The sequence below is a fragment of the Staphylococcus equorum genome, from assembly GCF_029024965.1.
Classification (GTDB): Bacteria; Bacillota; Bacilli; order Staphylococcales; family Staphylococcaceae; genus Staphylococcus; species Staphylococcus equorum.
Window position 1 is genome coordinate 1,473,801 of record NZ_CP118982.1, and the last position, 12,191, is coordinate 1,485,991.

Below are 12,191 nucleotides of genomic sequence, written 5' to 3' on the forward strand. Positions count from 1 at the left end.
TCTTAATTCTATGTTATTTATTTCTTTTCTGTTCCATTTTGTTTAATTCCATCTCTATATCTAACTGGCTATAGTCTTCGTTATTAATTCTCTTCAAGTCAGCAACTAAAGTTCTTTTCACTTCGTCTAAAGTAATTCTTGTTTGTTCTAATTTTTGTTTTTCTTCTTTAGATTTTTTAGGTGACTTAGACAATCTTGTATATGCTTCAATTAAATTCAATGCATTATCAATATGTGAATAGAAGAAACCTTCTACTTTGAAAAATGAACCCGGTTGTTGTTTCACTGCAAAATAAATTGCACGAGAAATTCGGTATATTTCATTCACTTGTTTAAAATCTTTAATAGATCTCACATTTACAAATGTTTTCAAAATTCTTCTAATCTTATCTTGTGCATTATTTAACTGGCTATTTACAAAATGATAATCACGACGTGACAGACCAATTTCATTTAAATATTTTCTAGAAGTTAAACGTTGAGTAGGGAAGTAAATTGCCAAAAACGTTACCGCAGAAATAAGAAAATCAAATATAACATAAATATCTAGAGCAAAAACACTAGTAAACCATGCGATAACTGCTACTGGAAAAGCTATAATTGTCCCAAAAATACGTGAAATAGTATATCTCAAACTTCATCTTCCTTTATATAGTTTTAAAATCCTTTAATGTTTCATCAATATTTAATTCTTCTATAGTATAATCTTCAACATGCGAGGCAGGTGACGCACCGTCTATAACTGCATTTAAAAATGAAGTTAATGCTTTTTCATTTCCTTGCGCATAAATATCAACATAATTATCAATATTCTCAACTGTGCCCACAATATTATACTTTCTAGCTATCTTCTGTGTATAGTATCGGAAACCAACACCTTGCACCATTCCAAATACTTTAACATGTTTGCACTGCATATTATCACCTCTTATTAGTATTATACGAAATTTTAGGCCACAAAACTAATATTTACGTTTGAGCAACTGATGTATATAGGTCAAAAGTATGAGTCAGATAACTTGATTTTGTATATTATCTAGTTAAAATATTACTCATAGACAAATTGTGCGACTCTAATTAAATTATATAAAGTATATAACTAGTTTTATTCATATCTATTTATAAACGTGGGGGATTTTATTTAGAGTGAATGTATGAAGACATACATAAGTATAATCAACTTGTTCTATTAAGCTTAAAATTTTGAACATGATATTTAAATGTTTTGAAAATATTTTTGAGCTGACTATGAAAGGGTGAAAGAAAATGTGGACAGTTGCAAAAATTCGGGCTGATTATGAAGGCTGGTGGTTATTTAGTGACTGGACTGATCATATCGTAGAACAACATAATTTTGAGACATATAACGAGATGTTAAGCCAATACCAATCAATCATTTTAAAATGTAAAAAAGATTATGATAATTATTTAGTTGGTAAATATAATATTCATGCTTTTTATAATAATTGCGATTTAGGATTTTGTGAAGATTGCGATGAAGATTTACAAATATTCTATAGTTTTATTGTTTTATATAATAATGAAGTATATTATAAATTACCTATTGTTGAATAAACAGTTTATTCAGATTTGTATTGCAATTTTATTTAAATTGCTTTATACTGTTAGTCAAGCAATAGTTTTATTCCATATTGCAAAGAATATTGTACTAACAGACTTAAACTGTGAAATTGTATTTTTTGTAATATGCGAATAACGCATATTGAATGAATATTAGTCTTGGAGGTTTCACAGTTATGAAACAAGGTACAGTAAAATGGTTTAACGCCGAAAAAGGTTTTGGTTTTATCGAAGTTGAAGGAGAAAACGACGTGTTCGTACACTTCTCAGCAATTAACCAAGAAGGATACAAATCATTAGAAGAAGGTCAATCAGTTGAATTTGAAGTAGTTGAAGGCGACCGCGGTCCTCAAGCTGCAAACGTTGCTAAACTATAATATAGATTGCTATATTGACTTTATGTAAAAAAGAACCTTGTCAAAGGTTCTTTTTTTTATATATAGAAAGCCTTACTCGATGAAATCGAGTTAGTCTTTCTTAATGCATGCGCAAGGCATGTAATCCGCTAATGCTTTTAAGATTACATTTTCAATATGTTAGGGCGCCTTAATGCATGCGACAAGCATGTAAACCTTTATTTCTGTCGATGAAATCGAGTTAGGCTTTCTTAATACATGTGCTTAACATGTAAATTTCTAATATTTTCCAAGATTACTTTTAAGGTTAGAGGTTCTTAATGTCTTCAATATACATACATTCATTCAATACAGGCATTTAAAGAGCTTTCAATTATAATCATGACCAAATTAATCCAGAACTTTATATTGTTTGTTTAAAACGCTTAAAACACCATTTTAAAAACATAAAAAAGGTTGTTAACATGCCCAGTAGGGAATAGCTAACAACCTTTTTTCTTATATAATCATTTATCTTGTATCATTAATGATTAATTGACGCAATGATTGACGTTTAATAACTTCTCTTGCCTTACCATCTTTTAAGAAAAATACGGACGGTTTCTGCATTTGGTTATAATTTGATGCCATTGAATAATGATAAGCACCAGTTGATAAAATAGCTAAATAATCGCCACGTTTAACTGTACTTGGCAATTGTGCATCTTTGATAATAATATCTCCAGATTCACATAATTTACCTGCCAGTGTTACAGTTTCATCCTTTGGATCATTTCGATTGACCAGTAGAGCTTCATACTTCGCATCATAGAGAGAGGTACGAATATGATCACTCATGCCACCATCGATAGACACATATTTATTTACATTAGGGATGTCTTTAATTGTACCTACTTCATATAAAGTAATACCTGCTTCACCAACAATTGAACGTCCAGGTTCAATACCAATTTCTGGAATAGGGTAATCAGCTTCTTGTGCTATCTTTTTAATTGCTTCAGTTATTTCTGCAATACCATCTTCGATAGGGAAGCTCACATCGCCTTCAACATACTTAATACTAAAGCCGCCACCTAAATTGATTAATTCTATTTGAATATCATTTTCTTTCAGCCATTGAACAACTAATTTAGTAGTTTCAATCATAGCTTCAGTACCTTCAATTTGAGAACCTACATGGAAGTGAACACCTTTAAGATTTAAGCGCTTAGCATCTTTAACTTTTTTGACACCTTCAATCGCCAAACCATGTTTGATAGACAAGCCAAATTTACTATCTTCTTGTCCAGTTTGAATAAACTCATGTGTATGTGCTTCAACTCCAGGATTTAACCTTAACACTACATTCACTTCTTCACTTGCATAACGGTTAATAAGATCAATTTCTTCTAAAGAGTCAATAACGATATAACCCACTTTACTTTCTAAGGCATATTGGATTTCACGTTTTGTCTTATTATTACCATGAAAATGTATGTGTTGCGCATCAAAACCAGCAGCTAGTGCTGTGTATAATTCACCTTCAGATACTACATCTAATTCGAGTCCTTCTTCTTCTACTAATTTAACCATTTGTAAACAAGTAAATGCTTTAGAAGCATATGAAATATTATAGTTTAATTCGCTCTTTTGAAAAGCTTCGTGAAAACGTCTCATTTGCGTTCTAATTTGCGTTTCATCATAAACAATTGTAGGCGTCCCAAAACTTTGTGCTATCGTTTTGAGGCTTGTACCTCCAATTGTAAGCTCTCCTTTATCATTGTATTCTACTACCATAATTTATCTATACTCCTTTATTAGTGAGTCATGATTCATCGCGCTTAATTGTTCAGAATTTGCGCCCACACCCTTAAATGTGAACTCATCTACGCGTATATCGTTATTATATAGTATCACTTCATCTTGTGCACGAACATTGCTATCTACTTCCACAAACATATGACTCATCATTAACGCACGTATAGGGTAGCGTTTACCGTTAATCAATGCTTCATGTTGTGCTCTTGATTTAAGTATACCATCGCCATAACCAACATCTACGACTGCTAATCTTGTTTCATCTTGCGTAGCTTCATAAGCAAAACTATACCCACAGTAATCTCCCTGATTAACTTCACGTACTTGAATGACATTACCTTTCACAGTTAATGATTGTTTAATTTCTGTTTCTTCTACATCACTATAGGGTCTTGAACCGTACAATGCAATGCCAACACGCGCATGTGTATGATGGGGGAAAACACCATCTTCTCGATAGTAACTCGCACTATTTTGCGCATGAATTAGATCAAACTGATAACCGTCAGTTAATAACGTATCTACAAGATCTAGCCATGCTTTTCGCTCAATTTCATAATCCGGAACATCAAATTCGTCTGCATATCCAAAGTGTGTCCATAGGCCAGTTATTATCATACGCTGTTCATTTCTATTTTGCGCATGATGTATAAGGACTTCTCTCATTTCTGCAATTGATTTTAATCCTGAACGATGTAATAAATTTTCATATTCTAAATGAACTTGAATATCATATAAATCTTCTACATGTTCATAATAGAAATCTAGAGAAGGTAAAGTCATCTGAATATGATAAGCACGTAATTTATCGAATTCATAAACTGCATTCATTAAAAATATCGTAGCATCGGGCGCAAGTTTACGAATTCGAATTGCTTCCCTTAAAGAAGTTGTACTAAAAGTTTGAATACCAACTTTTTTGAATTGTTGAACAGCAAATTCTAAACCGTAATGATAAGCATTATTTTTAACTACTGCCATGAGCTGGTTGCCTTGCGCTACATTTACTGCATTTTCATAAAATTTCTCTGTGTCTACTGACCAAATGGCTGTCATTGTACACGCACCTCGCTGTAGGATTTTAGAAGTTGTTCATAATAATCTGCAATACGTATGAGCATATATTCATTAAAATTTAAATGAGCAGTATGTAAGCCAGTCACATAACCCTTCGCTTCATCACGTACACCGACAAATACAAAATAACTCGGTGCAAGTTGACTATAAAAACTGAAATCTTCACCAAATAAATAAGGCGTAGGTTTATCTATAATTTCAAAATCTGCATTATCTAATCCATGTTCAACATGTTTACGTAGTAATGGATCATTATAAGTAGGCGGGTAACCTTCTTCAAACTTAACTTCACATTCTACATTAAATAATAAGCTTACACTTTCAGCAATTTTGGCCATTTGTTGTTTTACGATTTCTAAATCACGCACATCATATGTTCTGATTGTACCTTCTAAATAACCATGACTAGGGACAGTATTAATCGCTTCTCCAGCTTCAAAATGACCCATATGGACAATATTTCGTTTTAAACCGTTCAAATGATATTGTTGAATTTGTCCCACTTGGCTTAATACATGCTGTAATGCTTCTCCACAAGAATGTCCTTGTTCTTTATCCGCAACATGACTTGAAAGGCCATTTAAATAAAATCTATATTCCGTAGCACTTGCCGTTATTTCTTCATCTCGAATAACAACTTTGCCTTCATTTTCAAAGGGCATAACATGAATACCAAACACGGCTTCAATATCATAATTTTTAAAGGCACCAGCACGAATTAATCGATTTGCACCGCCACCTGTTTCTTCAGCAGGTTGAAATATAAAAACAATACTTTGCGGTAACGTTCCTTGGTCAGCCATCGCTTTACATCGCTTTACAAACAGCATTAACGCAGTAGTGTGCCCATCATGTCCGCAAGCATGCATCACATTATCTGTTAAACTTTTGTAAGCTACATCGTTTTCTTCAAAAATAGGTAATGCATCAATATCTGCACGATAAGCTATCGTATGCTCACCGTTCCCAGGTAGATAAGCAACTAATCCTGTATCAAGAGGGCGTTCATAACTGATTCCTAATTCATCTAAGAAAGCAGCAATATAGGTAGTAGTCTCATATTCATGTAGACTTAACTCTGGGTTTTGATGCAAATGACGTCTATGTGTTGTTACGAATTCTAATTCATTCACTTAAAATCAAATCCTTTTAGTTTTATTAATTAACTTCAGACTTTATTCTAAAGTCCTTTATTTATATGTATAAAAAAGCGAAAAATATAATATTAAAAAAATGAGGAGGTAAGACGGATTTATCAATGTATAATGGATAGCAACTTTTTAAAAGTTATAAACGCCATCATTAATTACATCTTGTCTCGCCTTAAACCTCCTACATTAATATTTATTGATGTTCGTACTAAGAAGTATAGTCCTTATTTATTTGGAACAATAACTAACTTAGTAAAAGTGGAAATTGCATGAAATTTAAGCTTTAGTCATTCAATTTTCTTAAAGCTGAAACAATTTCACGTTTTGAATCTTCAACTTCACTTGTCTGTTTAATCACTTTAGCAGGTGTACCTGCAACAACTGATCCAGCTGGCACGTCTTGCGTTACAATTGCACCTGCAGCCACAATAGAGCCTTTACCAACACGAACACCTTCAAGAATAACTGCATTCGCACCAATAAGTACATCATCTTCGATTACTACTGGTGAAGCACTAGGTGGTTCAATGACACCAGCTAATACTGAGCCTGCACCAACATGTACATTTTTACCAGTAGTTGCACGGCCGCCAAGTGTTGCATTCATATCTACCATTGTACCTTCACCAACTACAGCACCAATATTAATTGTTGCGCCCATCATAATCACTGCGCCATCTTCAATAATAGCTTGTTCACGAATGAAAGCGCCTGGTTCAATACGTGCATTTGTGTTAGTTAAATCTTTTAATGGAATAGCCGAATTACGACGATCCATTTCAACTTCTATTGTTTCAATGCTAGATTGATTCGCTTCGTAGAATGTTTTCCATTCATCCGCTTCACAGAAAACAACTTTTGAATCAGGTGAACCAAACACTTTGAAACTATCAGGGAAGGTTACATTTTCAAAATTCCCATTAATATAAACCTTTAAGGGTGTAGATTTCTTTGCATCACTAATATATTTAATAATTTCTTCTGCCGTTAAATGTTGTACCATAATTTAATACGCTCCTTAGTTTTTATAGGTTATCAAATGTATAATAGTCATTTGCCTTATTGATTAATTTTTCTGCTGCACCAATTGCACCATTTGCAAAAATATCTTTTGACTGTGCTCGATGCGTAATCTCTATTGTCTCATCAGTACCAGCAAATAGCACGTCATGTTCTCCTACAATCGTGCCACCCCGAATGGAATGGATACCGATTTCATCTTGTGTGCGTTTTTCAGTATGCTCATGTCTATCATAGACTGGTGTAGATTTTTCTCGCAAGTCATCAATCACATCATATAATTTTACTAATGTACCACTTGGCGCATCCACTTTTTTATTATGATGTGCTTCCGTAAGTTCAATGTCAAAATCTTGTAATAGGGGCACTGCCGCTTCTAAAATTTTTGTTAAAGCATGTACACCATAACTCATATTCGCACTGAAAAAGACTGGCATTTGATTACTTAACGCTTGAAGTTTATTGATTATTTCTTCTTTTTCACCAGTCGTTGCTATTACTAATGGTAAATTAAAGTCTTCATCCAATAATGGTAATAACAGTTCTGGGTTTGAGAAATCTATTGCAACATCTGCTTCTTTAGCATCTGCAATACGTTCAAATGTAGGGTACGGGTAATCCTTGGTAGCATCTCGTACAATAACACCAATTATTTCATGTCCTTTTGATTCAGCTAATCTTGCGACACGTTGATTCATCGCACCATAGCCTATTAATACTATCTTCATGCTTTGTCACCTGCTTTAAATTGTTCGTACGCATTTTCTAACGTTTTACGGTCTTCATCTTCTAAAGGTACAAGTGGTAAACGCACCTCATAATTTCCGAAACCTTCTACCGCTGTGAGTGCCTTCACTGGAATAGGGTTCACATCCACTGCTAATGCATCTAACAATGTTTGAATCGGTTGGAATTGTTTTTCAATATCTTCTCCATTTTGTTTTGCATCGTATAACGCTTGAAAAGATTTTGGGATCACGTTAGCAACTACTGAGATAACGCCATGTCCATCTTTATTAAAATAGTTAACTACATTGTCATCATTACCACTATAAAGCGCAAAGTCATTTAAGTTGATACGTTTTTTTACTTCTTCTAAATATTCAAAATCGTTGGTCGCATCTTTTAATGCAATAATATATTCATTCTTGCTTAATGTTTCAACTGTATCTGGTTCTATAGTCATATTTGTACGAGAAGGCACATTGTATAACACGACTGGTAATTTAATTGCATCTGCTATTTTCGTAAAATGAGCAATTAAACCACGTTGATTCGTCTTATTGTAGTAGGGTGTGATCAGCATAATTGCATCTGCACCCATTTCTTTAGCACGAACTGAAGCTTGAATTGATTTTTGTGTATTATTCGTACCTGTTCCAGCAATTACAGGAATGCGTCCATCTACATAATTTACGACTGCTTCTAGTATTTGATCTTTTTCGCCATCAGTTAATGCTGGATTTTCAGCTGTAGTACCATTTACAACAATCGATTTCACATCATTTTCAATTAAATATTTCAAATGTCTTCTAAGTGCATCATAATCTACTTCATTGTGTGTAAAAGGTGTTGTTAAAGCGACACCTACGCCTTCAAAAATATGTCCCATATTATTTTACTCCTTTCAAGCTCATAACTTGTTCAAGTATTTGCACTGCATTCAATGCCGCACCTTTCAATAAGTTGTCAGAAGTACACCATACGTGGAATGTATTATCTAATGTTTCATCACGGCGAATACGTCCTACAAAAATTTCATCTCTGTCAGTAGAATTAATCGCTAATGGATATACATTATTTTGTGGATCATCTTCAAGTACCACACGGTCATCATTTTCAAATAATTCTTGGATTGCACTCACTGTAGCTTCTTTTTCTAACGTTACACTCATGTGAACACTATGACTGTCTTGGACTGGCACACGTACACAAGTAGCTGTAACTTTTAATTCATCATCTTTTAAGATTTTACGTGTCTCGTCTATCATTTTTTGTTCTTCTTTTGTATACCCATCTTCAAGGAAAGTATCTATATGGGGTAACACATTATTATAAATAGGGTGTGGATATGCTTCAGGCGCTTTACCATTTGCTCCTTCTGCTAAATCTTGTTTACCTTTTACCCCAGAACCTGAAACCGCTTGGTATGTCGTATATGCAACACGTTTCAAGCCAAATTGTTCTTGTAATGGTTTAAGTGGTACGACTGATTGTATTGTTGAGCAATTTGGATTTGCAATAATTTTTCTATCTAATACAGGCTCGTTAACCTCTGGAACGATTAAGTCTACACCTTCAGTCATTCTCCATTGACTTGAATTATCAATGACAATTGCACCCGCTTGTTCAAAAATAGGGGAGAAGTGTTCACTTGTGCTACCGCCAGCACTCATTAATACATAATCAAATGATTCCTTAGCTGCGTCTTCCGTCAATTCTCTAACAGTGTAGTTTTTACCTTGAAATTCAATGTTTTCACCTGCTGAGCGAGCCGAAGAGAACAACACTAACTCATCAAATTCAACGCCTTTGCGATCTATTGTTTCTAACATTTTTCTTCCTACTAATCCTGTTGCGCCTGCCAATGCTAATTTTGTCATATACCATACACTCCATTTTTATTATTTTAATAAATATTAATTATAGTCCGAAAATTCAGATATCAAAAGCTTGATAAAGGGCTCGAACAGCTCGTTCGCCATTCTCAGCATCTATTACACATGAAATGCTTATTTCTGATGTTGTAGTTTGATAAAAAGAAATATCGTTTTCAATTAAAGTAATGAATGCTTTTGATGCTACACCAGAAATATCACGCATACCAGAGCCAATTAAAGAGATTTTAACGTATTCTTCATTAATCTTGAAGTCTAATGCATTAAATTGTTCTTTTAAAGTTTCTAATATAGTTGAAATCTGAAAAGCATCTGTATCTTTAATAGTAAAGGACATTTGTAATCCTTCCAAGTTAATAATCTGAGAAATCATATCAACATTTACTGAACCTTCTTCCAATTGAGTAAAAAGCTCAGTAAGTAATCTATTATCTGGTAAGGGATAACTAATTGTAACGTGCATCATATGTGTATCTAACGCCACACCTGTAACTGCTTTTTTTTCTAATAATTCTGCTTGTGACATAATCCATGTTCCTTTCACATTTGATAAAGTTCTTCCTAAATAAAGCGGAATATTATAGTTGTTTGCTAATTCGACGCTTCTTGTTTCTAACACACCTGCACCTAATGCGCTCATCTCCATCATTTCTTCATAAGAAACGTATTCAAGTCGTTTTGCTTCTTTATATAATCTTGGGTCAGTAGCATAGACACCATCGACATCGGTATAAATCTCACATGCCGTGTCGTTACTTGCTGCTAAGGCAACAGCAGTAGTATCTGAACCACCTCGACCTAACGTCGTCACTTCAAGCGATTCATTTATGCCTTGGAAACCAGCAACTACCAAAACATCATTTTCTGTAAATGCGATTTCGAATGTATCAGGATTAATTTCTGCTATTCGACTTTTTAAATGATGTCCAATTGTCTTAATACCCGCTTGATATCCGGTCATCGCTTTGGCGTTTACACCGATATCATTTAAAACCATAGATAAGTAAGAAACTGTCTGTTGTTCACCCGTAGTTAATAATAGTGCAAGTTCTTGATCTTTAGGGTTGGTAGTTAATGCAGAGACATTAGCCATAAGCTCATCTGTTGTCTTGCCCATGGCACTAACAACAACAATAAGCTGTTCACCTTGATCAACTCTTATTTTCAACATTTCCGCTATATTTTTTATTTTGGTAAAATCACTTACTGAAGAACCTCCAAATTTCAAAACACTTCTGTTCAATTCTATATCCTCCTCAATCAATAGGGGAGAATCACAGTATTAAAAAAAGAACAAGTTCGGGATGCGAACTTGTTCTATAATTTATATACAAGTGATGCACTCCATTATCTTACAATAATGACAGACTCTTAGCTCTTAACCATAAAGTCCAACGTGTTATAAGCTGCTATTATAACTATTTCGGCATCTCACCCTTTCAAAATTAGCTGCTAGCAGGCAGGTTCTTCTAATATTTACTAATGATTGATGCGCCTCATCAAAACCATATTTAATTTTTGTTTGTTTATGATTCATATTATACATATGCTTATATGTACTGTAAACCGCTTTTGTGAAGTTTTTTAAATTTACTGAAAAATACAACATTATATTTATACATTTTACGTTATAAGTGTAAATATAATTAAAATTGTTTAGTGACAATCATTTTCCGATATTTTCAATTTTAAAATTCTTCATATATTGCAGGGTCTTGACCTTTTAATCTACCATCTTTTTGAGATAAGTTGTTTATCTTTTCTACGTCTTCAACTTCTAAGTTAAAATCAAAAACATTTAGATTCTGAATTTGTCTCGTTATAGAAGTAGATTTTGGAATTGGTACTACACCTAATTGAACGTGCCATCTTAATATAATTTGAGGTATTGTTTTATTATATTTTTCGGCAATTACAGCGATATCTTTATCTTTTATTACTTCAGATGCACGACCTAATGGACTCCATGCTTCTGTAATAATTCCTTTTTTATTATGATACTCAATCATATCTTGTTGATTAAAATACGGATGTAATTCAATCTGATTCACTGTTGGTAAGACACCAGTTTCTTTTTCTAATTTTTCTATATGTTCTGGTAAGAAATTACAAACACCAATAGATTTAATTAGTCCCGCTTTTTGAGCATCAATCATCGCTTGCCAAGCTTCAACATATTTATTGTGTCTTGGATTTGGCCAATGAATTAAATATAAATCAATATAATCGACATTTAATCGATAAATAGATTCTTGTATAGCTGTTAATGCTGCATCATAGTCTTGATAACGACCTGGTAATTTCGAAGTGACAATGATTTGATCTCTTGAAACATGACTTCTTTCAATTGCTTTACCCACTGTACCTTCATTTTCATAGTTATAGGCTGTATCTAAGATTCTGTATCCTTGATTTAACGCATTAACGATTGCATGTACGCCTTGCGCACCATTTAATTTATATGTACCGAAACCGATTTGTGGTAAAAGTTGTCCATCAATCATATTTAAATTTTCCATTGAAATAACTCCTCCGTTCATTTGAATTAATTATGATTATATAATTCAAAAATTCATTTTGAAAGTAATTAG

The 12,191-nt window shown here is 33.3% G+C and carries 13 protein-coding genes and 1 riboswitch; of the genes, 2 read left to right on the top strand and 11 right to left on the bottom strand.

Annotated elements, in window-relative coordinates; genetic code table 11:
* Positions 1 to 13: 13 nt before the first annotated feature.
* A complete protein-coding gene (locus PYW44_RS07205) occupies positions 14 to 634 on the bottom strand; it encodes a 5-bromo-4-chloroindolyl phosphate hydrolysis family protein (RefSeq protein ID WP_002507636.1) in 621 nt (206 codons plus the stop codon).
* A 13-nt stretch (positions 635 to 647) separates the two neighbouring features.
* On the bottom strand, positions 648 to 917 hold the full coding sequence (locus PYW44_RS07210) for an acylphosphatase (protein ID WP_021339163.1): 270 nt from the start codon (positions 915 to 917) through the stop codon (positions 648 to 650).
* Positions 918 to 1,266: 349 nt separating this feature from the next.
* On the opposite strand from PYW44_RS07210, the gene msaA reads away from it, so the two are divergent.
* Both msaA and cspA read left to right on the top strand, forming a co-directional pair.
* Complete coding sequence (gene msaA, locus PYW44_RS07215; protein ID WP_021339162.1) at positions 1,267 to 1,575, top strand: regulatory protein MsaA; 309 nt, start codon at positions 1,267 to 1,269, stop codon at positions 1,573 to 1,575.
* A 182-nt stretch (positions 1,576 to 1,757) separates the two neighbouring features.
* Complete coding sequence (gene cspA / locus PYW44_RS07220) at positions 1,758 to 1,958, top strand: cold shock protein CspA (RefSeq protein WP_002507639.1); 201 nt, start codon at positions 1,758 to 1,760, stop codon at positions 1,956 to 1,958.
* Positions 1,959 to 2,447: 489 nt separating this feature from the next.
* Here cspA and lysA read toward each other — a convergent pair whose 3' ends face one another.
* From lysA to PYW44_RS07265, 9 genes are all read right to left on the bottom strand, one after another.
* Positions 2,448 to 3,713, bottom strand: a complete 1,266-nt coding sequence (gene lysA, locus PYW44_RS07225; RefSeq protein ID WP_021339161.1) for a diaminopimelate decarboxylase — start codon at positions 3,711 to 3,713, stop codon at positions 2,448 to 2,450.
* A 3-nt stretch (positions 3,714 to 3,716) separates the two neighbouring features.
* The gene (locus PYW44_RS07230; protein WP_021339160.1) at positions 3,717 to 4,790 is read right to left on the bottom strand and encodes an alanine racemase; all 1,074 of its coding nucleotides are present in this window, start codon (positions 4,788 to 4,790) and stop codon (positions 3,717 to 3,719) included.
* Positions 4,787 to 5,944, bottom strand: coding sequence for a M20 metallopeptidase family protein (locus PYW44_RS07235; RefSeq protein WP_021339159.1), 1,158 nt, complete (start codon positions 5,942 to 5,944; stop codon positions 4,787 to 4,789). The genes PYW44_RS07230 and PYW44_RS07235 overlap by 4 nt, the downstream gene beginning before the upstream one ends.
* A 301-nt stretch (positions 5,945 to 6,245) precedes the next feature.
* Positions 6,246 to 6,965: a 2,3,4,5-tetrahydropyridine-2,6-dicarboxylate N-acetyltransferase gene (gene dapD / locus PYW44_RS07240; RefSeq protein WP_002507643.1), complete on the bottom strand. Its 720-nt coding sequence runs from the start codon at positions 6,963 to 6,965 to the stop codon at positions 6,246 to 6,248.
* A 22-nt stretch (positions 6,966 to 6,987) separates the two neighbouring features.
* Complete coding sequence (gene dapB / locus PYW44_RS07245; RefSeq protein WP_021339158.1) at positions 6,988 to 7,710, bottom strand: 4-hydroxy-tetrahydrodipicolinate reductase; 723 nt, start codon at positions 7,708 to 7,710, stop codon at positions 6,988 to 6,990.
* On the bottom strand, positions 7,707 to 8,594 hold the full coding sequence (gene dapA / locus PYW44_RS07250; RefSeq protein WP_064782943.1) for a 4-hydroxy-tetrahydrodipicolinate synthase: 888 nt from the start codon (positions 8,592 to 8,594) through the stop codon (positions 7,707 to 7,709). The genes dapB and dapA overlap by 4 nt, the downstream gene beginning before the upstream one ends.
* Position 8,595: 1 nt before the next feature.
* Positions 8,596 to 9,585: an aspartate-semialdehyde dehydrogenase gene (locus PYW44_RS07255; RefSeq protein ID WP_021339156.1), complete on the bottom strand. Its 990-nt coding sequence runs from the start codon at positions 9,583 to 9,585 to the stop codon at positions 8,596 to 8,598.
* Positions 9,586 to 9,640: 55 nt separating this feature from the next.
* Positions 9,641 to 10,843, bottom strand: coding sequence for an aspartate kinase (locus PYW44_RS07260; RefSeq protein WP_002507647.1), 1,203 nt, complete (start codon positions 10,841 to 10,843; stop codon positions 9,641 to 9,643).
* 86 nt (positions 10,844 to 10,929) lie between these two features.
* A riboswitch (Lysine riboswitch) is annotated at positions 10,930 to 11,108 on the bottom strand.
* Between the two features lie 180 nt (positions 11,109 to 11,288).
* The gene (locus PYW44_RS07265) at positions 11,289 to 12,119 is read right to left on the bottom strand and encodes an aldo/keto reductase (protein ID WP_115076003.1); all 831 of its coding nucleotides are present in this window, start codon (positions 12,117 to 12,119) and stop codon (positions 11,289 to 11,291) included.
* Positions 12,120 to 12,191: the final 72 nt, after the last annotated feature.